At 33.1% G+C, this 20,870-nt stretch carries 22 protein-coding genes, 1 pseudogene and 1 riboswitch; all 23 genes and pseudogenes read left to right on the top strand.

What is annotated here, in order from left to right:
* Positions 1–42: 42 nt before the first annotated feature.
* The 23 genes and pseudogenes from hemB (at position 43) to N4T77_RS08385 (ending at position 20,719) form a co-directional block, all read left to right on the top strand.
* Positions 43–1,011 carry a porphobilinogen synthase gene (gene hemB / locus N4T77_RS08490; protein WP_261671337.1) on the top strand — a complete coding sequence of 323 codons (969 nt, stop codon included), beginning with the start codon at positions 43–45 and terminating at the stop codon, positions 1,009–1,011.
* A gap of 47 nt (positions 1,012–1,058) precedes the next feature.
* Positions 1,059–2,327, top strand: a complete 1,269-nt coding sequence (gene hemL / locus N4T77_RS08485) for a glutamate-1-semialdehyde 2,1-aminomutase (protein ID WP_261671336.1) — start codon at positions 1,059–1,061, stop codon at positions 2,325–2,327.
* A 230-nt stretch (positions 2,328–2,557) separates the two neighbouring features.
* Positions 2,558–3,883, top strand: coding sequence for a cobyrinate a,c-diamide synthase (locus N4T77_RS08480; protein WP_261671335.1), 1,326 nt, complete (start codon positions 2,558–2,560; stop codon positions 3,881–3,883).
* Positions 3,884–3,936: 53 nt separating this feature from the next.
* Positions 3,937–5,010, top strand: coding sequence for a nicotinate-nucleotide--dimethylbenzimidazole phosphoribosyltransferase (gene cobT / locus N4T77_RS08475; protein ID WP_261671334.1), 1,074 nt, complete (start codon positions 3,937–3,939; stop codon positions 5,008–5,010).
* 31 nt (positions 5,011–5,041) lie between these two features.
* Entirely contained in the window at positions 5,042–5,662 is a 621-nt protein-coding gene (locus N4T77_RS08470; protein WP_261671333.1) for a precorrin-8X methylmutase, read from the top strand.
* Between the two features lie 4 nt (positions 5,663–5,666).
* Entirely contained in the window at positions 5,667–6,746 is a 1,080-nt protein-coding gene (cbiD, locus tag N4T77_RS08465) for a cobalt-precorrin-5B (C(1))-methyltransferase CbiD (RefSeq protein ID WP_261671332.1), read from the top strand.
* Positions 6,747–6,830: 84 nt separating this feature from the next.
* Positions 6,831–7,460 carry a precorrin-6y C5,15-methyltransferase (decarboxylating) subunit CbiE gene (cbiE, locus tag N4T77_RS08460; protein ID WP_261671331.1) on the top strand — a complete coding sequence of 210 codons (630 nt, stop codon included), beginning with the start codon at positions 6,831–6,833 and terminating at the stop codon, positions 7,458–7,460.
* 33 nt (positions 7,461–7,493) lie between these two features.
* Positions 7,494–8,057: a precorrin-6Y C5,15-methyltransferase (decarboxylating) subunit CbiT gene (cbiT, locus tag N4T77_RS08455; protein WP_261671330.1), complete on the top strand. Its 564-nt coding sequence runs from the start codon at positions 7,494–7,496 to the stop codon at positions 8,055–8,057.
* A gap of 78 nt (positions 8,058–8,135) precedes the next feature.
* On the top strand, positions 8,136–8,810 hold the full coding sequence (locus N4T77_RS08450) for a cobalt-factor II C(20)-methyltransferase (RefSeq protein WP_261671329.1): 675 nt from the start codon (positions 8,136–8,138) through the stop codon (positions 8,808–8,810).
* Between the two features lie 14 nt (positions 8,811–8,824).
* Positions 8,825–9,601, top strand: coding sequence for a precorrin-4 C(11)-methyltransferase (gene cobM, locus N4T77_RS08445; RefSeq protein WP_261671328.1), 777 nt, complete (start codon positions 8,825–8,827; stop codon positions 9,599–9,601).
* Positions 9,582–10,565, top strand: coding sequence for a cobalt-precorrin 5A hydrolase (gene cbiG, locus N4T77_RS08440; protein WP_261671486.1), 984 nt, complete (start codon positions 9,582–9,584; stop codon positions 10,563–10,565). Before cobM ends, cbiG begins: the two co-directional genes overlap by 20 nt.
* Before the next feature lie 40 nt (positions 10,566–10,605).
* Positions 10,606–11,322: a precorrin-3B C(17)-methyltransferase gene (cobJ, locus tag N4T77_RS08435; RefSeq protein ID WP_261671327.1), complete on the top strand. Its 717-nt coding sequence runs from the start codon at positions 10,606–10,608 to the stop codon at positions 11,320–11,322.
* Between the two features lie 38 nt (positions 11,323–11,360).
* The gene (locus N4T77_RS08430) at positions 11,361–12,161 is read left to right on the top strand and encodes a sirohydrochlorin cobaltochelatase (protein ID WP_261671326.1); all 801 of its coding nucleotides are present in this window, start codon (positions 11,361–11,363) and stop codon (positions 12,159–12,161) included.
* Positions 12,162–12,188: 27 nt separating this feature from the next.
* Positions 12,189–12,956, top strand: coding sequence for a cobalt-precorrin-6A reductase (locus N4T77_RS08425; RefSeq protein WP_261671325.1), 768 nt, complete (start codon positions 12,189–12,191; stop codon positions 12,954–12,956).
* 24 nt (positions 12,957–12,980) lie between these two features.
* Entirely contained in the window at positions 12,981–13,817 is an 837-nt protein-coding gene (locus N4T77_RS08420) for a kinase (protein WP_261671324.1), read from the top strand.
* A 16-nt stretch (positions 13,818–13,833) separates the two neighbouring features.
* Positions 13,834–14,352, top strand: coding sequence for a cob(I)yrinic acid a,c-diamide adenosyltransferase (gene cobO / locus N4T77_RS08415; RefSeq protein WP_261671323.1), 519 nt, complete (start codon positions 13,834–13,836; stop codon positions 14,350–14,352).
* A 94-nt stretch (positions 14,353–14,446) separates the two neighbouring features.
* The gene (locus N4T77_RS08410) at positions 14,447–14,764 is read left to right on the top strand and encodes a hypothetical protein (RefSeq protein ID WP_261671322.1); all 318 of its coding nucleotides are present in this window, start codon (positions 14,447–14,449) and stop codon (positions 14,762–14,764) included.
* A 255-nt stretch (positions 14,765–15,019) separates the two neighbouring features.
* Positions 15,020–16,687: an arsenic transporter gene (locus tag N4T77_RS08405; RefSeq protein WP_261671321.1), complete on the top strand. Its 1,668-nt coding sequence runs from the start codon at positions 15,020–15,022 to the stop codon at positions 16,685–16,687.
* A gap of 294 nt (positions 16,688–16,981) precedes the next feature.
* A complete protein-coding gene (locus N4T77_RS08400; protein ID WP_261671320.1) occupies positions 16,982–17,833 on the top strand; it encodes a YitT family protein in 852 nt (283 codons plus the stop codon).
* Positions 17,834–18,035: 202 nt separating this feature from the next.
* On the top strand, positions 18,036–18,641 hold the full coding sequence (locus N4T77_RS08395) for a DUF3793 family protein (protein WP_261671319.1): 606 nt from the start codon (positions 18,036–18,038) through the stop codon (positions 18,639–18,641).
* 58 nt (positions 18,642–18,699) lie between these two features.
* Positions 18,700–18,814, top strand: a riboswitch (FMN riboswitch).
* A gap of 574 nt (positions 18,815–19,388) precedes the next feature.
* Positions 19,389–19,514 (top strand): MerR family DNA-binding transcriptional regulator, encoded by a 126-nt coding sequence (locus N4T77_RS08390; RefSeq protein ID WP_396125102.1) that lies wholly within the window; start codon positions 19,389–19,391, stop codon positions 19,512–19,514.
* Positions 19,507–19,593 (top strand): annotated as a pseudogene (locus tag N4T77_RS20280) (IS607 family transposase); the annotation flags it as partial. The gene N4T77_RS08390 and the pseudogene N4T77_RS20280, both read left to right, overlap by 8 nt.
* A complete protein-coding gene (locus tag N4T77_RS08385) occupies positions 19,577–20,719 on the top strand; it encodes a transposase (protein WP_261671318.1) in 1,143 nt (380 codons plus the stop codon). The pseudogene N4T77_RS20280 and the gene N4T77_RS08385, both read left to right, overlap by 17 nt.
* The last annotated feature ends 151 nt before the right edge of the window (positions 20,720–20,870 follow it).

The following is a 20,870-nucleotide window of genomic DNA, read 5'->3' as shown; positions in this document are numbered from 1 at the left end:
TTAACTGTCAACTAAAAATAAATTATAAAGGGGTAATGACAAATGTTTAGAAGACACAGAAGACTTAGACAAAATGAAGTTGTAAGATCCATGGTAAGAGAGACTATACTTGATCCATCAGATTTTATATATCCTCTATTTGCAGTAGAAGGAACAAATATTAAGAAGGAAATCTCATCATTACCAGGAAATTATCATATTTCTGTAGATAGATTACAAGAAGTAGTAGAAGAAATTACAGAAGCAGGAGTTAAAAGTGTAATATTATTTGGAATTCCAGATCATAAAGACGAATGTGGTAGTGGAGCTTACGATGAAAACGGAATAATACAAAAGGCTATAAGAAAGATAAAGGAAGTAAATAAGAATATTTATGTTATTACAGACGTTTGTATGTGTGAATATACAAGTCATGGACACTGTGGAATAATTCATGGTGAGGATGTAGAGAATGATGAAACTTTAGAATACATAGCTAAAATATCTTTATCTCATGCTAAAGCAGGAGCAGATATGATAGCTCCATCAGATATGATGGATGGCAGAATAGATGCTATAAGAGAAATATTAGATGAAAATGGCTATAAAAATATTCCTATCATGGCTTACAGTGCTAAATACTGTTCAGCTTTTTATGGTCCTTTTAGAGAGGCAGCAGACTCAGCTCCTCAATTTGGAGATAGAAAAACTTATCAAATGGATCCAGCTAACGTAAGAGAAGCTATGCTAGAAATTGAAGATGATATAAATGAGGGTGCAGACATTATAATGGTTAAACCAGCAATGTCTTATTTAGATGTAATAAGAGTAGCTAGAGATAGATTTGATGTGCCAGTAGCTGCTTATAATGTAAGTGGTGAGTATGCTATGGTTAAAACAGCAGCTAAAGCAGGACTTATAGATGAAAAGAGAGTTGCTTTAGAAATGCTTACATCTATAAAGAGAGCTGGAGCAAAAATGATTATAACTTACTATGCTTTGGAAGCAGCTAGATGGCTTAGAGAAAAGTAATAGAGCTCATAGGCAGAAATATAATAAACCCTTAGGAGATGAAAGTTGTGAGAAGTTCAGATATATTTAATGAGTCTAACATATATATGCCAGGAGGAGTAAACAGCCCTGTTAGAGCATATACAGGATTAGATATAACTCCACCTGTAATTAAGAAGGGATTAGGAGCTCATATTTTTGACGAAGATGGAAAAGAGTATGTAGATTTTATTGGAGCATGGGGGCCTATGATACTTGGCCATTGTGACGAGGATGTAGTAAAGGCAATAAAAGATACAGCAGAAAATGCAATAGCCTTTGGAGCACCTACAGAGCTTGAATTAAAATTAGCAAGACATATCTGTACCACAATAGATAATGTAGATATGATTAGAATGGTCAATTCTGGTACAGAGGCTACTATGAGTGCTATAAAGCTTGCAAGGGGCTGCACTAAGAGAGATAGAATTATAAAGTTTGCTGGCTGCTATCATGGACATTTTGATGGATTTTTAGTAGAAGCAGGTTCAGGAGTTCTTACAGCAAATATTCCTGGTTCACCAGGAGTACCAAAGGGCATCATAGAGAATACGTTAATAGCTCAGTATAATGACATAGAAAGTGTAAAAGTACTTTTTGAAAAGCACGGCGAAGAGATAGCAGCAGTTATCATAGAGCCTATTGCAGGAAACATGGGAGTTATACCTGCTCACAAGAAATTCTTGGAAGATTTAAGAGAACTTTGTACACAATACGGAACTATCTTAATATTTGATGAGGTTATGACTGGTTTCAGAGTAGCTTACAAAGGGGCACAAAGCCTTTATGGAGTTAAACCGGACTTGTCAACTTTTGCTAAGATTATGGGCGGTGGTCTTCCATCTGGGGCTTATGGCGGAAGAAGAGATTTAATGGAACAACTATCACCTATGGGGCCGGTTTACCAGGCAGGAACTATGTCTGGAAATCCCCTAGTTATGGCAGCAGGATATACAACCCTTACAAAGCTTCATAGTAATCCACAGTACTATGAGTATATGGATAAAATAGCAGAAAAGCTTCAAAAGGGAGCGGAAGAGGTAGCTAAGGAAAAAGGTCTTCCTTTAGTTATAAATAGACGTGTAAATATGATGACTCTGTTCTTTAATGAAGGTGGAGAAGTTACTAACTATAAGCAGGCAAGAGCTTGTGACACTAAATTGTATGGAAAGTTCTTTAAGCATATGTTAAAGGGTGGAATGTTTATGTCACCAGCACAGTTTGAAGCTATGTTTATAGGTGTAAGACATACAGAAGAAGATATAGAAAAGTTTATAGACTTAATGAGAAAATTTTAAACTGAAGCTTGACTTATAGATAAGGAAATCTAAAGCTAGACTTATGTTCTGGGATATGTTGTTAATAGCAATATATCCCTCTGTATAAATTAAGTTTCTAAGTTTGTTTATCTAATATGGACAAGTAGTTTAGAACTTAAACTTATTCTGGACATAGAAATATTAGAGGATAAGTATAAGTTTGGAGCTTGGCAATTATATAAAATACATTAAGAAAAGTGGTGATACACTTGAAAAGTATAGTTATATCCTCAAATAGCAGTGGTGGGGGAAAGACCACTGTAACATTAGGTATTATGAAGGCTTTGATGAAGAAGGGTTTTGATGTTCAGGGGTATAAAGTTGGACCAGACTACATTGATCCTGCTTTTCACAGCTATATAACAGGAAAGCCTTCCAGAAATTTAGATTTGTATCTTATGGGAGAAAAGGGGGTTAAGGCTTCTTTTTCCAGAGGAAAAGGTGATATGGGAATAGTTGAAGGTGTTATGGGACTTTACGATGGCAAGGGAATAGATTCACAGTACTCAACTGCCCATTTATCTAGGGTTTTAAATCTTCCTATTTTATTGGTGATTACACCTAAAGCACAAAGTGCAACTTTGTGTGCAGAAATTAATGGAATTATGAATTTTGAAAAGGTAAATATTGCGGGAGTAGTATTTAATAATATAAGTGAAAGTTATTACAAATTACTAAAAGCAGCAGTGGAGAAGAACTGCAATACTATTGTATTTGGATATGTACCTAAAAATGAAAAACTTTCTTTAAAGAGTAGACACCTTGGGCTGGTACAAAGTAGTGAAATAGACGATTTAAAGGAAAAAATTGATCTGTGCAGCGAATTGATTTTGCAGCATGTTAACTTAGAAAAACTTATAGGTTATTTTAAAGAAACTGAAAATTATGATGATAAATATCATTTAGAAAATAGAGGAATAAGAACAGCGGTACCTTATGATAAAGCCTTTAGCTTTTATTACAGGGAGAACATTGAACTATTACAAGAGGCTGGAGAAGTAGTTTTTTTTAGTCCACTAGAGGATGATAAGCTACCAGAGAATATAGATTTTCTTTATATTGGAGGTGGGTACCCAGAAGTATTTATAGAGGAATTAAATAAAAATAAATCCATGCTCAGCAGCATTAAAGAGGAGTTAGAAAAAGGTCTTAAATGTTATGCCGAATGTGGAGGGCTGATGTACCTTACAGAAGGTATTCAAGGATTAGACAGTTATGAAGTACTTAACTCTGTAGGTTTTTTAAAGGGAAAGACTTATATGACAAAAAAACTTCAAAATTTTGGGTATGCTAAATTAAAGGTAGAAAAGGATAACGGAGTTTTACCTAAAGGTACAGAAATAAACTGTCATGAGTTTCATAAGTCCTATGTAGACTTGGAAGAAGAAAAGGTTTATCTTCTTACAAAGGAAATTTACGATGGTACATTAAAAAACTGGAGTTGTGGATTCGTAAAGAACAATACTTTAGCAGCTTATGGACATGTTCACTTTTTTGGAAATATAGAGATGCTGAAAAAGCTATTATATAGATAAAAACTATGGATTTTAGAAAATCACATAAAACTTAATATTAAGGGGGAAAAATAATGAGGTTAATTGAAGAAACAATAGAAAGTATAAAGCCAGCATATGAGGATGTTATTAAGGAAGCATGGCTTAGAATAGATAGTCTTACAAAGCCCCTAGGAAGTTTAGGAGAACTTGAAGAAATTGCAGCAAAGATGGCTGGCATTACAGGTAAAATACATAATAAGATAGATAAGAAAAGTGTAGTGATTATGTGTGCTGATAACGGAGTATGTGATGAGGGAGTAAGTAATTGTCCTCAGGATTTTACAGTAACAATAACTAATAACCTAACAAGAGGCATAACAGGAGTATGTACCTTAGCACGTTTTGCAAATTCCGATATAACTGTAGTAGATGTTGGGGTAAAGGGAGAGTTTAACAATCCTAAGATAATAGACAAAAAAGTTGCATATGGAACTAAAAACATTGTTAAGGAAGCAGCTATGACAAGAGAAGAGGCAATACAAGCTATTGAAGCAGGTATTGAGATTGTAGACAAGCTAGCTAAAGAAGGATATAACCTGTTAGGCACAGGTGAAGTTGGAATAGGAAATACTACAACAAGTTCAGCAGTATTAAGTGCTTTATCAGGATTATCTGCGGATGCTGTAGTAGGTAAAGGCTCAGGATTAACAGAGGAACAGTTTCAAAATAAGAAAGCAGTAGTACAAAGGGCTATAGATGTAAATAAGCCTAATAAAGAAGATGTGATAGATGTTTTATCTAAGGTGGGAGGTTTTGATATAGCAGGACTTTGTGGATGTTTCTTAGGCGCTGCTAAAAATAGAATTCCTATTGTTATAGATGGTATTATATCTTCAGCAGCAGCACTATGTGCTTATAGATTAAATAATTATGCTAAGGATTTTATGTTCCCTTCCCATTTATCTGCAGAACCAGGTGTAGTTTATATAGCTAAAGAGTTAGGGGTAAACCCAATGCTTAATTTAAGAATGAGATTAGGTGAGGGATCAGGATGTCCACTTGCTTTTAATATAATAGAATCTGCACTTTATACCATGGATAACATGGCTACTCTTGAAGAGGCAACTATAGATGGAAGTTGTCTTGTAGACATAAGAGAAAAATAATAATAAAAAATCATAGAAGGGAAAATCACAGATGGATTATATAAAAATTCCTATGGATATAGAAAAAAGGAGCTTTGAAATAATAGGAGAAGAGATGGGAGACCACAATTTTTCAGATAGGGAGCTTCAAATAATAAAAAGAGTTATACACACCACCGCAGACTTTCAATTGAAGGATTTAACATATATTAGAGAAGGTGCAATAGAGGCTGCTTTAGAACTATTAAAAAAAGGTGTAACTATATATACAGATACTAATATGGCTGCATCTGGTATAAGTAAGACAACTCTAAAAAAGTTAAACTGCAAGGTGGAATGTTACGTAGGTAGAGAGGATATTGCTGAGATAGCTAAGGAAAGGGGAATAACTCGTTCAATGGCAGCTGTGGAAAAGGCAGTTGAGGAAGGGGTAGAGTTCTTTGTCTTTGGTAATGCTCCTACAGCCTTATTTAAGCTTAAAGAACTTACCTTAGCGGGAAAGGCAACTCCTAAGTTTATAGTGGGGGCTCCTGTGGGATTTGTAGGAGCTGCAGAATCTAAGGAAGAAATTGAAAAAATGGATATACCTATGATAACTATAAGAGGAAGAAAAGGTGGAAGCAATATTGCTGCAGCCATAGTAAATGCACTAATGTATATGATAATAAGGTGATAATATGTTAGATATGTATGTAAATTGTGATGGTAAAAGGCTTAGATGTGGATATACTACTGGTTCCTGTGCAGCAGCAGCAGCTAAGGCAGCAACTATGATGCTTTATAACGGAGGGCAATTAAAGGAGATAAAGATAGATACTCCAAAAGGAATAGAGCTTAATCTTCCTATAGAAAAGATAAATATGGGAGATAACTTCGTTGAATGTTGTGTAGTAAAGGATGGAGGAGATGATCCTGATGCTACCCATGGATTAGAGATATGGGCTAGAGCGGATAAAAGGAGCGAGGGGTATACCCTAAAAGGTGGAAAGGGTGTAGGAACAGTTTGTGGGGAAGGGCTTTATGTAAAAAAAGGTGAGCCTGCTATTAACCCCGTTCCTCGTAAGATGATAGAGAAGGAAGTTAAAGAAGTTCTTCCAAGGGATAAGGGAGTAGAAATTACTATATTTGTACCAAAGGGAGAAGAAGTAGCTAAAAAGACTTTTAATCCAAGACTTAACATACAAGGCGGTATATCTATTCTTGGAACTACAGGTATAGTAATGCCTATGTCAGAAGAGGCGCTTATGCAGTCTGTAGAACTTGAAATGAACCAAAAAATAGCTAAAGGGCATAAAGACATCATACTTATATTCGGAAATATGGGAGAAAAATTTGGAGAAAGTATAGGCTTAGACACTAGTAAGATGGTTGTTATGTCCAACTATGTCGGCTTTGCACTAAACTGTTGTATGTCTAAGAATATTAAAAAAATACTTGTGGTAGGCCACATAGGAAAGCTTTGTAAAATAGCTTCAGGATGCTTTAACACTCACAGTAGAGTTTGCGATGTTAGATTAGAAACCTTAGCCTTAGAGTTAGCTCTTATGGGAGAAGATAGAGAGCTAGTTGAAAAGGTTTATAATGAAGAGACTACAGAAGGGGCAGTAAGGCTTCTGGGTGATGGATATGAGCAGCTGTATAGGAATATAGGACTGAAGGTGAAAAAGAGAATAGAGCAGTATGCTTATGATAGTATAAAAGCTGACGTTATTATGTACTCCATGGATAAAGGAATATTATACAGTAGTGTAGAATAAATTAATTAGCTGATAAAGCTAAGTCAGTAAGGATTTTATTAAATTATTTATAGTAAAGAAATTTTATTAATAGAGGTTTATAGTATGGATGGTAAAGTATATGTTGTAGGTATAGGCCCTGGGCATAAAGATTATATATTACCTAAAGCAGTTGATACTCTAAAAAAATCTGATTTAATACTTGGATTTGAAAGAGCTATTGAAAGCTTAGCTTTTATTGACGGGAACAAAATTATTGTAAAAAAGCTCTCAGAAATAATTAATATAATAAATTCAAGTGAGTATAAAAGAATATCTATTGCAGCTTCTGGAGATCCTCTTTTCTATGGAGTAACGGATTATTTAAAAAAGAATTATTCAGGAAACTTAGAAGTTATTCCGGGACTAAGTTCTTTTCAATATATGATGGCAAGAATAGGGAAGAGTTGGCAAGGATGTTTTTTAGGAAGCCTTCATGGAAGAGAAGATAACTTCCATAAAGTTGTAAGAGAGAATAGAATTTCTATATGGCTTACTGATAACAAGCACTCTCCTTCATATTTGTGCGAGGTTCTAGAAGAAAAAAATATTAATGTTAAAGTTTATGTTGGAGAAAACCTTTCTTATGAGGATGAAAAAATAACTAAAGGAACTGCTGAGGAAATAAAAAATATGGAATTTAGTAATCTCTGCGTTGTAACAATAGAGAATGAAGATATGAGTAACAAGCTTTAAATCTAATTTTATTTAAGTAGGTGAGTTAATTATATGATTTATATAAAAGATGAAGAGTTTATACGGGGAGATTGTCCTATGACTAAAGAGGAAGTTAGGATTTTAAGCACCGCAAAGCTTGAATTAAAAGAAAATTACAGAGTTATAGATATAGGCGCTGGTACAGGTTCTATAAGCATACAGATATCTACAATGTGTACAAGTGGACAGGTAATAGCTGTTGAAAAAGATGAGGAAGCATTAAGAGTAATTAAATTAAACAGAGAGAAATTTGGTGCTAGTAATCTGACCATAATTGAAGGAGAGGCACTAGCTGTAGAAAAGGATATAGACCTTTTATTTGATGCTATATTTATTGGAGGAAGCGGTGGCAATATTGAAGACATTATAAGATGCTACGATTTAAAACTGAAGACTGGGCATAATATGGTTTTAAACTTTATTACTATAGATAACCTTTATAAAGCTATGAACACATTAAAAGGCTTAAATTATGAAGTAGAGTGCATGCAGGTTTCAATAAGTAAAGCTAGAGGGAAAAGCTATATGATGGCCTCTAATAATAGCATATTTATAGTAACAGGAAAGAAACAATAAGAAAGAAGTACACCTTCATAGAAAGTGAAGTATTAATATATTAAGAAAAGAAGATATATGAGACTGGAGGAAAGAAGTATGGAAAGGTTAGGAACACTATACGGTATAGGTGTAGGACCAGGAGATGAAGAATTGTTAACTCTTAAAGCTGTGAACGTCCTAAAAAAGTGTCCAGTAATAGTGGCACCGTCTGCTAGGGAAGGTGGCAGTAGTATAGCTTTAGATACTGCTAAGAACTTCATAGGTGAAGATAAGGAAGTTATGATAAAACATTTTCCAATGGGGGGAGAGGAGCAGGAAGGAAAGATATATGAAGCTTTCCAGGCTATAGAGGAGAAATTAAAGGAAGGTAAGGATGTAGCTTTTCTTACCATAGGAGACCCTTTTGTATATAGTACATATATATATCTTTTAAGATACATAAAAGAGCAGGGATATAAGACGGAAACAGTACCAGGAATTACATCCTTCTGTGCCGCTGCAAGCCTTGCAGGGGAAACTTTAGTAATTGGAGATGAAAGAGTTTTGATTCTTCCTGCAAACCAAGTGGATAAAATAACAGATGAAAAATTTGTGGTAATAATGAAGGTTTATAAACTTGAAGAAAAGGTTTTAAATGTTCTAGAAGAGAAGGGCTTCAGGTATACCTTTGTAAAGAGGGCTTACAGAGAGGGACAGGAAGTTCTAAGAGATAGAGAGGAAATATTGTCTGGCAGAGACTATATGTCACTTATAATAGCACAGAGAGATTAAAAGGAGAGAAGCACATGGAAAATGTAGTTTATTTTATAGGAGCAGGACCAGGGGATCCAGATTTAATAACAGTAAAGGGAAGAAAGATTTTATCAGAGGCAGATGTAATAATTTATGCAGGATCTTTAGTAAGTAAGGAACACTTTCAGTACTGTAAAGGTGATGTAGAAATTCATAATTCAGCTTCAATGACACTAGAGGAAGTTATTGAAGTAATAAATAACTCTTACAAGGAAAATAAAAAAATAGTAAGATTACACACTGGTGATCCTGCTATATATGGAGCTATAAAAGAACAGATGGATGAGCTTGAGAAATTAAACATACCTTATCAGGTTGTACCAGGAGTAAGCTCCTTTACAGCGGCAGCAGCAGCCATAAAAAAGGAATTTACTTTACCAAATGTAAGTCAGACAGTTATACTTACAAGAGTTGAAGGAAGAACTCCTGTACCTGAAAAAGAAGATTTAGAGAGACTAGCTAGCATAGGAGCATCTATGGCTCTTTTCCTTTCAGTGAATATGATAGATAAAGTAGTTGAGAGACTTAGAAAAGGCTATGGAAGAAATGTACCAGTGGCAGTTATACAAAGGGCTACCTGGGAAGATCAAAAGGCTGTTATAGGAACTTTAGATGACATTGCAGAAAAGGTTAAGGCAGAAAATATCACTAAAACAGCTCAAATACTTGTAGGAGATTTTATAAACTGTGAGTATGATAAGAGCCTTTTATATGATGAAAGCTTTACTCACATGTTTAGAACAGCTAAAGATGAAAATAGCAGTAATTAATGTTACTAAGTCAGGAGAGATTATTACTGAAAAACTAAGAGATAACTTAGATATAGATTTCTATCCTAGGGAACTTATAAAGGAACTTGGTATAAAAGAAATTGCCAAAAGGGCAATGGAGAAATATAAAGCAGTAGTATTTATAAGCTCCACTGGCATAGCTGTACGAGCTATAGCAGAATATATAAGAGGAAAAGATAAAGACCCAGCGGTGATAGTTATAGATAGCTGCGGTAATTTTGTTATAAGTCTTTTAAGTGGTCATCTAGGAGGAGCTAATGAACTTACTGAGAGGATAGCTGAAATACTGGGCAGTACTGCTGTAATTACCACAGCAACAGATAACCTAGGTGTTGTTGCACCAGATATGATTGCTAAAAATAATGGCTTAGTAATAGACAGTCTCAAGAATGCCAAGGAGATAGCTGCTTTATTAGTAGATAATAAAAGAGTAGCTTTTCTTGATCCAAAGGGCCGTATATCTGTACCAAAAGGATATACTAGTGAACTAGAGGACATAGATGGACTTGTTTTTATTGACCATAGCTTAAAAGATAAATATAAGTCTATGAAAATACCAGTTCTAAAATTGATAAGAAAAGATATAGTACTAGGAATTGGCTGTAGAAAAAATTTTGATACAGAGAAAATGAAAGAAAATATAGTAGATTTGCTAAAAGATAAGAATTTAGATGAAAGAGCAGTAAAAACTATAGCTACCGTTGAAGTTAAAAAGGATGAGGAAGCCATATTAAAGCTTGCTGAGTATTTTCATTGTGAACTTAAGATTTTTTCACTGGATGAAATAAAAAAGGTGCACAACAAGTATGAAGGCAGTGATTTTGTAGAAAAGACCATAGGCGTAAGGGCAGTCTCAGAACCCTGTGTAGAACTTTTAGGAGCTAAACTTATTACGGATAAGATTAAAATTAACGGTATGACAGTATGTATAGGAGAGATTTAATAAGTACATTTAACTTACATAAAGAAAAGGAAGTGTTAACATGGGAAAACTATACGTTGTAGGAATCGGGCCTGGTGGACTTGACCATATGACCTTAAAGGCAGTAAAAGCAATAGAAGAAAGTGAAGTTATTGTAGGATATACAAAATATATAGAAATGATAAAACCATTAGTTAAAGATAAGAATGTAGTTTCTACTGGTATGCGCGGAGAGGTAGAAAGATGTAAACAAGCCCTAGAACTATCTAAAGATAATATAGTATCAATAGTAAGTACCGGTGATGCTGGTATTTATGGCATGGCAGGACTTATTTTGGAGATGAGAACTGAAGAAGATGTTGAGGTAATTCCAGGTGTAACAGCATCTTCAGCAGCAGCGTCAAGGATTGGGGCACCGCTTATGCATGATAACTGTAACATAAGCCTAAGTGATCTCATGACTCCCTACGATTTAATTAAGAAGAGAGTTGAACTTGCAGCGGAAGGGGATTTCATTATATCTCTATATAATCCTAAAAGTAATGGCAGACCTCTGTATTTAAGGGAATGTATTGATATTGTAAAAAAGCATAGAGAAGGAGATACTCCAGTAGCAGTAGTTAAAAACGCTTTAAGAGAAGGGGAAGAAGTAACATTATTTACATTAGATACTTTTGATGATAGTATAGTTGATATGTTCTCTATAGTAATTATAGGAAATAGTAATAGTTTTATTAAAGGTGGACAATTTATAACTCCAAGAGGATATACTGTCTAAGCAGAAAGGCAAATTATAAAAAACAAGAGGTGACGGAAATGAGTAAAAAAGGAATATTAGTAGTAAGTTTTGGAACAAGTGTTTTAGAAACCTTTAGAGATTGTATTGAAAGTACAGAAAATAGAATTAAAGAATCTTTTGAAGGCTATGAAGTAAGAAGAGCCTTTACTTCATATATGATAATTAAAAAGTTAAAAGAAGAGAATAAGATTTTTATAGACACAACAGAGGAAGCATTAGAAAAAATGAAATCTGATGGATTTACAGAAGTTTACGTTCAGCCTCTTCATATTATGCCTGGTGATGAGTATGATAAAATAATCAATGGAGTTAATCAGTATAAAGAGTTGTTTGATAAATTAGTTTTAGGAAGACCTATATTATATAGAGAGAAGGACTATCTAATAGCAGCAGAAGCACTAAAGACTCAGCTTCCACAGTTAGAAGGAAATTCTGCAGTAGTTTTAATGGGCCATGGATCTACCCATCCAGCCAATGCAAGTTATACACTGCTTCAATCTATACTACATGACAATGTGTCAGATAAGATTTATGTGGGAACTGTAGAAGGCTATCCTATGCTAGAACATATTATTCCAAAGCTTAAAAAGGATAATATAGAGGAAGTTACTTTAATGCCGTTCATGTTAGTAGCAGGGGATCATGCTATAAACGATATGGCAAGTGATGAGGAAGATTCATGGAAAAGCATATTAGAAAAAGAAGGCTTTAAGGTTAACGTATATCTTCATGGTTTAGGGGAAAATGGAGCATATCAGCAGATATATGTTCAACATATTAAGGACTGTATAGATGGAAATCCTTTAATGATAGGATAAAAATTATTTGTAGATTGGGGTTTTTCAATGATAGGTTTAATTCTTGGAACTTCAGAAGGAAGAAAAATACTATCTCTTTTAAATAATTATACCGAAGATATATTTGTATCTACAGCTACAGATTATGGTGGTGAAATTTTAAAAGATTATAAGTATTCCTACTTGAACACAAAACCATTGCCTTTAGAAGAATTAATATATACCCTTAGAGAAAAGGAGATAAGGCAATTAGTAGATGCAACTCATCCCTATGCATTAGAAGTTACTAAAAATGCCATAAAGGCCTGTGAAGCCTTAGATATTGAATACATAAGATATGATAGACCTTCTTCTATTCAAAAGTTTATGAATGAAAAATATATCGTCAGAGTAAATGATTATGATGAACTCTATGATAAATTAAAAACTATAGAGGGAACAATACTTAACACCACCGGAAGCAGGAACTTGGACAAGATACTTTCGATGAATCTGGAAAACAGAATAGTACATAGAGTATTGCCTTCTATGAAGGTGATGCAGGAATGTTTTGATAAAGGGATAAAACTTGAGGATTTAATTGCTATAAAAGGTCCTATAAGCTATGAACTTAACTGTGCCTTTATTAAAGAGTATGCTGCTAAAGCTATGATTCTTAAGGACAGCGGTATTGAGGGCGGCACAGAAGAGAAGCTTAAGGCTTGTATTGATAATAGTGTATATGGGTTTGTCATAGAAAGAAAGTCAGTAGAATACAAAAATGTTTTTACTGATATAGAAGAACTAGTTAGATATTTAGTATTGAAACATAAATAAAATAAATTGCAAAGGGTGTAGCTTATGGAGTTTACAGTAAACTACCCAGGCAGCTTTGGAGAAGTGCTGCAGGGAAGAATAAATGATAAAGACTTGCTACTATCTTGCCCTGTTAACATTTATACTAAGGTTAGATTATTTGAATGTAATGAAGCTGATAAAAAGTTTAATAATAAAAAATCAGCGGATTTTCTTTATAATATCCTAAAGCTTTGGGGATATGAAGAATATTACAAAAATATTGATATAGAAATTAACTCTGATATACCCTATGGTAAGGGATTAGCAAGCAGCACTGCTGATTTGTGTGGAGTATATTATGCTCTGCTTAAAATGTTTAGAAGAGAGTTTAATGAACAGGAACTAGTAGAACAGTGTATAAAAATTGAGCCAACAGATAGCATCATATTTAAGGAAATGACCCTTTTTGATTATAAAAAAGGACTATTTAAGCAAGCTATTGGTAAGTATATGACCTATAATATTCTTGCTTTTGAAGGAAACAATATAGTAGACACTGTGGAATTTAACAATAAAAATCTACCACCTTTAAGTGATGTAGAAGATTTATTTACAACCTTAAAAGAAGCAGCAGCGGAAAATAACCTGAAAAAGCTTGCATTTGCAGCTACCGAAAGTATATTAAGAAATCAGAAGAGGTTAAAGTATGATTTCCTGGAAGAGGTAATGAGTATAAAGGATAAAACTTCTGGTATGGGTATAATAGGTGCTCATAGTGGAAGTGTATTAGGTATTATATATGAGGATTTAGAAAGTCTTAAGTTTGCTGAAAAATTGGCTAGAGGGTTGGATCTATGTAAGATATACCCAGTAAAGACTTTAGAAAATATAGATATATAGAAAAGAGGGCATTAATATGGATAACAAAGGATATATTCAAATTTATACAGGAAATGGAAAAGGAAAGACTACTGCAGCTTTAGGATTATCTCTTAGAGCAGTTTGTGCTGGAAAAAAAGTTTTCTTTGGACAATTCGTAAAGGGAATGGAGTACAGTGAATTAAATGCAGTAAAGTATTTACCTAACTTTACATTAGAGCAGTTTGGAAGAAATTCTTTTATTTTTGGCAATCCTACCAAAGCAGATATAAAGGTTGCTGCAGAGGGATTAAAAAGAGCAGAAGAGGTCCTAACTTCTGGAGAATATGATGTTGTAGTCTTAGATGAGATAAACATAGCTATTTTTTATGAACTTTTTAAAGTAGAAGAAGTGATGGAGCTTTTAGATAAGAGAGCTGAAAAGGTAGAAGTAATCTTAACTGGAAGATACGCAAATGACAAGCTTATAGAAAAAGCAGATTTAGTAACAGAAATGAAGCAAATAAAACACTACTATACACAAGGAGTTCCTGCAAGAAAAGGTATAGAGGATTAATAAGTTTAGAAAGCCCCCTATGTAAGTCTATAGTAACAATGTAAGTAGACTAGCATAATATATTACTAACAATAGATAAAAAGGGGGTAGACAAATGAAAGAATTATTATCCAAGCTAGTTAAAAATCATGTTGCTATTTTCTTCAAGTCAGGGGATCATATTGAAAGCGTAGTTATTCAGGCTGTAGTTGGGAATGTGCTGGTAGCTTCTTCTCACGGAAAGATACTATTTATCGAAATACCTCATATTGCCTATGTTGTAGCAGATGATGGAGCAGTAGATGCTATAAAAGAAATTTTAAGAAGTCAACAAGAAAAGGGAGAAGATAAAAAAGGCGATAAAAAAGATGGCAAAAAAGACGATAAGAAGGACGACAAGAAAGACGGCAGAAAAGATGGTAAAAAAAGATAGCAACAAACCATCCAGGAAGTAATACAATTAATAAGCTGGATAACAGCTCCTTTGCTTTTGTAATATATAAGGCAAAGGAGTTTTTTATATTTAAATAGTGTAATTTTGTTATATATAATAATTTTTTAATAATAAGGTTTTCCTCAGTGGTGTACAAATTACTTTCCTACAGCATATTATATATGAAAATTAATCTAAAGAAAAAGTAATTATGAGAGATACTATTAATTTTTAAAAAGAGGAGAGTAAACTTTTATGAGCAACACACTGATAATAATTTTGATAATATTATATACTATTTGGTGCTATGAACATGAAGATGAATTATTTGAAAAACCTGAAAAAAATCTTGCAGATCTTTATAGAGGGCCGAGACCGCCACAGGAAAAGAGAGATAAACTGCCCCATCTACAACATCCAGAACCACCCCATGAAAGGATTAAAGTTATTAGAGAAATTGAAACACCTGCACTACCCTCACAAACAGTTCAAGGAAAAAAGTTTTGGAAAGATAGAAAGGTGATTGTTCTCTTTACTATATTAATACTTGGAACTTTAATAATATTTTTTTTTAATATAGTAATAGCAACGATTTTCATATTTCTTATGACAATGATAATTATTTTTTTAAGACCGGCGGGAATAAATGAAGCATACCCTGCAGCAGCAGGAGCTATAATGATACTATTTATAGGAGTTGTAGGTTATGACAATTTAGTAGAGATTACTCATAAAATTGGTGGAGCTTCTATCACTATTATTGCAACTATTATTATGGCAGTTATACTAGAAAGCTTTGGATTTTTTCATTGGGCCGCTGCTAAGCTGTCAATTTTAGCGAAGGGGTCAGGATATCGGTTATATTGGTATATACAATTGTTATGTTTTTTCATGACTATGCTCTTTAATAATGATGGCAGTATTCTGATAACTACCCCTATTATTATATTATTATTAAGAAACCTACAATTAAAGACAAGTGAGCAACTGCCTTACCTATTAAGTGGAGCATTGATTGCAACAGGGTCAAGTACACCCATAGGAGTAAGTAACATTACAAACTTAATTTCCTTAAATATTATCAACTTGACACTTTATAAGTATACAGAGATGATATTTATTCCCGGCTTATTTGGACTTCTATTTATGTCGGTTTTGATGTTTCTTTTACTAAAAAAGAGACTTCCTCGGACTCTTCCGGAGCCAATAGTGGAATTAGATGAAAAATTCTTTGCAAGAGAGTTTCACCCATTTGAAGAAAATATTGCCCTTAATAACAAAGAGAAGAGAGTATATTTTATGCTAGGAATTTTGGCATTTGTATTTGGTATACGTTGTTTACTGTTTGTTGCATCTTATTATAGAATTCCAATAGAAATTGTAGCAGTATCAGGTTCACTTATACTTTTAGCACTTAGGTGGTATTATTTAAGGACAAACCCCCTGGATATTTTTAAGAAAACACCTTGGCATATTTTATTGTTTGCCTTCTCAATGTATGTGATTATTTATGGCTTGAACAATATTGGACTAACAGAATACTTTGTCAAAGTTTGTGAACCTATTGTAAGTAAAGGTTTATTTTACGCAAGCTTCGTAATGGGAGGACTAATGTCTCTTCTATCTAATATTTTTAATAACCATCCCGCATTAATGATAGGTACCATTACGTTAACTAATATGGGTTTAAGTCCACTTATATTAAAAACCATTTATGTAGCTACTATAATTGGCACTGATATCGGATCTCTTCTCCTTCCAATTGGAACTTTAGCCTCCTTAATATGGATGTATATCTTAAAGAGAAGTGCTATTAATGTATCCTGGAGGGAGTATTTGAAGGTGACAATTATAGTTATCCCGTTAACGGTAGTATTTACCTTATATCTATTGTATTATTGGGTTCAAGCAGTATTTATTTAGACATTAAATAGGAAAGAAGTTTGAATTTTCTATATCACGGAAATTGAGAATTCACTAGTAATTCATATGATAGCAGGAGAAATAGTCCATTTATTTTACAATTATAATTAAATGGACCTATAATTGGACTAATCCATGGATTAATCCATAGATTGGTCCTTTGACATAGATGCAAAGCTGTAATAGAATTTAGATAGTAGGTAGAAGGAGAGTAAGTTTAGCTAGTTTAACCTAAGAGGATATCCTCCTAACTACAGTAGAACTTTAGTTTTGTATAGGAGGCATATGGGATATATGAGTATGAAGAAAGAAAGTTTATTAAGAATTTTAATGGTGATAATAGGTAGTTTAATTTACTCCATTGGAGTCAATACCTTTATTATACCTCATAAGTTTCTTAGTGGAGGAGTAGCAGGTGTAGCAATAATCCTTCAATATATAACAGGTATATCCTCTGGTTATTTTGTAATACTTATAAATATTCCAATATTCTTGATTGGAGTTAAGGCTGTTAACAGGGAATTTGGTGTTTTTAGTTTCATAGGTATGATCGCTATGTCTCTTTCGTTAATACTAACAAGACAACTTCAAAGTTTATATTATATGAGTGACCCTTTGATTTCTTCACTATGTGGAGGTATCTTAATGGGAGTAGGAGCAGGTATAATATTTAGAAATAGAGCCTCACAAGGCGGTACCGATATTGTAGCTGTAGTAGTTAAAAAAAGATATGGAATATCAATAGGAAATATTGGATTTATAATAAATGCTATAATTGTTGCTATTGGAATGTTTATAGGAAATTTGGAAACAGCAGTGTACACTTTAATAGCTATGTATATGAGTTCAACGGTGGTAGATAAGGCTATTCAAGGTTTTGATAAGGAAAAAGTAGTATTCATAGTTACTGGTGACTGTGATAAAATTAAGCAAGTTATTTTACAGAAATTAGGTAGAGGAGTAACTTATCTCTATGGAGAAGGTGCTTACACTGGAGATAAGAAAAAGGTTATATATTGTATTTTAACCTCAAGAGAACTTGAACAAGCTAAAAGCTTAATTGAAGATATAGACTCCACTGCAGTAGTATCGGTAATGGATACCGCAGAAGTTCGTGGAAAGGGCTTTAAGGCAGCGGCCTTTTAAAAAGCTTAATACAGACCTATAAACAATGTTGTTTATATAGCAGCTTAAATAGATTAATTTGATAGAAACCTTTCTTAGTAATATGGACTAAGGAAGGTTTTTGATTTATTTAAAACATTTAACAGTAAACATATATCAATAATTCACCTAACTTATGCAGAAAATAAAGTTAAATTTCTTTAGGGATTAAAGGATGGTGATTGTGATAAGAGTATTACTGGAAGAGTATATGAATAGAATAAAGTCTATGGATAAAAAAGAGTACTTGTTTGGAGTGATATTATATAGTGCAGCACCTACAGTAGCAGGTCATAAGCCAGCTTCCATAATTACCTTAAGTAGGGATAAGGGTAACTTATATTCATTATGGGAAAAATATAAAAAAGAGTTCTTGTCAGAGTGGATGGTGGAATTCTGCGAGATTAAAAAAACGGAAAATGTAATAACTTTACTATTTTATGATAGTAATCAATTGACAAAGGTGATTTATGAAGAGGAAAACATGAAGTTCTTATACAAGTTTGGATATAGGGCATATTTTAGTTTAGAGGAAAATCTAGAGGTTTTAAAGTTAAGATTTGAGGAATCTTTCCCTCATGAGATAGGGCTATTTTTAGGAATACCTTTAGAAGATGTGATTTGTTTTATAGAATCACCAGATAAAGAATGTCTGCTTTGTGGTTATTGGAAGGTCTATAACAATGTTGAATATGCTAAGGAAAGTTTCTCAAAGTATGATACTGACAAAAACACTGTAATTAATTGTGTTTTACAAGGAATTCTCCCTTCATTGGTTATGAGAGGTTGACAATGAAAATATATGTTGATATTATAAAAAAATAGTGGTATTATGAAATCATAAAAAAATAAATCTTCAGGGCGGGGTGAGATTCCCCACCGGCGGTATAGCCCGCGAGCCGTAAGGTATGATTCGGTGAAACTCCGAGGCCGACAGTAAAGTCTGGATGAAAGAAGATAGATATGAGATAGCTTAATTTACATTAGAAGATATATGCATAAGTGGATATATTAAATGTAATACTATAAAAGTTACTCTATATTTGTGAAAGTTAACGCTCTGAATTTTTTCAGGGCGTTTTTTATGTGCGCCCAGCATGTGCGCTTACTTGTTAAATTGTCATACAAAAATTTTATAGAACGAACTTCTTGAATTGAAAGAATAGCAGTAACAAGTAAAATAAATATATGAAAGCTCCGCTTATTAAAGATGTAGCGATATTCACTTAAATAATTTTCTATTGTTTTAATTATTGATTTTTCGTCAATACTAATCATAGTACCAGATACCTCCTATCAGTGCAGGTTTTCATCAAGATTAGTATTGATAATTAAGAAGTATTTGGTACGCTGTATTTTTTGGTAATTTTAAATTACTTGTAAAATGGTGTTCTTTTTCAATAATTGGGGATTTATTTAATTATGAAAGAAACTTAGTTAAAAGGTTTGGAGGCTGACAACAGTTAAAGCAAGTTTATAAAAAAATATAAATATATGCTGATGTTTTATAAGGTTTGTTGAATAATATTTTCAAGGAGTGATTAACTTGAAATATTATTCAACAGGTGAATTTGCAAAACTAATAGGTAAAACAGAACAAACATTAAGAAATTGGGATAAAAATGGTACACTAAAACCACGCCATGTAACAGAAAGTGGATAGTTGTAAGTTACAAGGTAAAAGAGCTAATAAAGCAAAGAAAATGATTAAGGAGTTGTTAGAAGATGAAAAGGGCGATTAATATTAGGCTTTTTCCATCTAAAGAGCAGGAAATTCTTATGTGGAAACATGTGGGGTCAATGAGATATGTGTTTAATTGGGGATTGGATAAGCAAATTAAACACTATGAAACCACTAAAAAGAAATTGTCAGTTGTGGAATTAGGTGTAGAACTTACCAAACTTAAAAATCAAGAAGGATTTGAATGGCTTTATGATATTAGCCACGCTACCTTAAAAGAAGCATTAAGAGATTTAGATAGGGCATACAAGAATTTTTTTAGTGGGAGTGGTTTTCCTAAATTCAAAAGTAAGAAGAAGTCTAAGGATAAGTTTTATTCAAGATATGATAAAATCTACTTTAAAGAAAACATAGTTAATCTTGAAAAAATAGGTAAGATACAATGTAGGTATAACTACGACATTGATTTATCAAAAGTAAATAAATTCAGTAATCCAAGAGTAAGGTTTAATGGCAGAGTGTGGGTGCTGATTGCTGCTATTGAGATCGAAGAAGAAAATAGAAAAGAGCAATTAAATAATTTTACTGTAGGAGTAGATTTAGGTATTAAGACGCTTGCAGTAACTAATATTGATGAATTGGATACAAAGAATATTAATAAGACAGCAAAGGTTAAAAGAATAACAAAAAAGTTAAAAAGATTACAAAGACAATGTTCACAAAAATATGAGATGAATAAGAAAGGAGTATGTTACCAAAAGACTGCGAACATTGCAAAACTTGAAAAGAAGATTAAAAGACTTCATAGTAAGATCACACATATTAGAGAAAATCATATACATCAAGCTACTTGTAAAATAGCGAAAGCCAAGCCATTTAGAGTAGTCATGGAAGATTTAAAAGTATCTAATATGATGAAAAATAAGCACTTGTCAAAGGCAATACAAGAGCAAGGATTTAGTATGTTTATTACTCAAATGAAAAATAAATGTGCTAAATATGGAATTGAGTTTATCCAAGTACCTATTTTTTATCCTTCATCAAAGACTTGTAGCTCATGTGGTAGGATAAAAAAAGACTTAAAACTATCAGATAGAACTTACAAATGTGAATGCGGATTTGTAGCTGATAGGGATAAGAATGCTTCATATAACCTTGCAAAATATGGTTTAGAAATATCAGTTTAAAAGATATTCTAAATTGGGTATTCGTTGCAACCCACTACTGAAAAGTAGCAAGGCCTATGAAGTGTTATACAAACCAAAGTAGCTTCGGCAAAATGGAACACTATGAAGTAGGAAAGAAACAAAATAATAAACTTTTATAATCTTTTTATAA

This window comes from Clostridium sp. CX1, from assembly GCF_025398335.1.
In the GTDB taxonomy this organism is placed as follows: domain Bacteria; phylum Bacillota; class Clostridia; order Clostridiales; family Clostridiaceae; genus Clostridium_AM; species Clostridium_AM tanneri.
Note: the sequence above shows the minus strand (reverse complement) of the source record. Positions and strands in the feature narration are given on the sequence as shown.

What these genes read in the sequence shown, in the direction of transcription:
- N4T77_RS08420 (WP_261671324.1), top strand. Translation starts at nt 12,981, where the DNA reads ATGGAGTTTACAGTAAACTACCCAGGCAGCTTTGGAGAAGTGCTGCAG.
- cobO (WP_261671323.1), top strand. Translation starts at nt 13,834, where the DNA reads ATGGATAACAAAGGATATATTCAAATTTATACAGGAAATGGAAAAGGA.
- cbiD (WP_261671332.1), top strand. Translation starts at nt 5,667, where the DNA reads ATGTTAGATATGTATGTAAATTGTGATGGTAAAAGGCTTAGATGTGGA.
- cobJ (WP_261671327.1), top strand. Translation starts at nt 10,606, where the DNA reads ATGGGAAAACTATACGTTGTAGGAATCGGGCCTGGTGGACTTGACCAT.
- N4T77_RS08405 (WP_261671321.1), top strand. Translation starts at nt 15,020, where the DNA reads ATGAGCAACACACTGATAATAATTTTGATAATATTATATACTATTTGG.
- cobM (WP_261671328.1), top strand. Translation starts at nt 8,825, where the DNA reads ATGGAAAATGTAGTTTATTTTATAGGAGCAGGACCAGGGGATCCAGAT.
- cobT (WP_261671334.1), top strand. Translation starts at nt 3,937, where the DNA reads ATGAGGTTAATTGAAGAAACAATAGAAAGTATAAAGCCAGCATATGAG.
- N4T77_RS08470 (WP_261671333.1), top strand. Translation starts at nt 5,042, where the DNA reads ATGGATTATATAAAAATTCCTATGGATATAGAAAAAAGGAGCTTTGAA.
- cbiG (WP_261671486.1), top strand. Translation starts at nt 9,582, where the DNA reads ATGAAAATAGCAGTAATTAATGTTACTAAGTCAGGAGAGATTATTACT.
- N4T77_RS08410 (WP_261671322.1), top strand. Translation starts at nt 14,447, where the DNA reads ATGAAAGAATTATTATCCAAGCTAGTTAAAAATCATGTTGCTATTTTC.
- cbiT (WP_261671330.1), top strand. Translation starts at nt 7,494, where the DNA reads ATGATTTATATAAAAGATGAAGAGTTTATACGGGGAGATTGTCCTATG.
- N4T77_RS08430 (WP_261671326.1), top strand. Translation starts at nt 11,361, where the DNA reads ATGAGTAAAAAAGGAATATTAGTAGTAAGTTTTGGAACAAGTGTTTTA.
- cbiE (WP_261671331.1), top strand. Translation starts at nt 6,831, where the DNA reads ATGGATGGTAAAGTATATGTTGTAGGTATAGGCCCTGGGCATAAAGAT.
- hemB (WP_261671337.1), top strand. Translation starts at nt 43, where the DNA reads ATGTTTAGAAGACACAGAAGACTTAGACAAAATGAAGTTGTAAGATCC.
- N4T77_RS08450 (WP_261671329.1), top strand. Translation starts at nt 8,136, where the DNA reads ATGGAAAGGTTAGGAACACTATACGGTATAGGTGTAGGACCAGGAGAT.
- N4T77_RS08385 (WP_261671318.1), top strand. Translation starts at nt 19,577, where the DNA reads ATGAAAAGGGCGATTAATATTAGGCTTTTTCCATCTAAAGAGCAGGAA.
- N4T77_RS08425 (WP_261671325.1), top strand. Translation starts at nt 12,189, where the DNA reads ATGATAGGTTTAATTCTTGGAACTTCAGAAGGAAGAAAAATACTATCT.
- N4T77_RS08400 (WP_261671320.1), top strand. Translation starts at nt 16,982, where the DNA reads ATGAGTATGAAGAAAGAAAGTTTATTAAGAATTTTAATGGTGATAATA.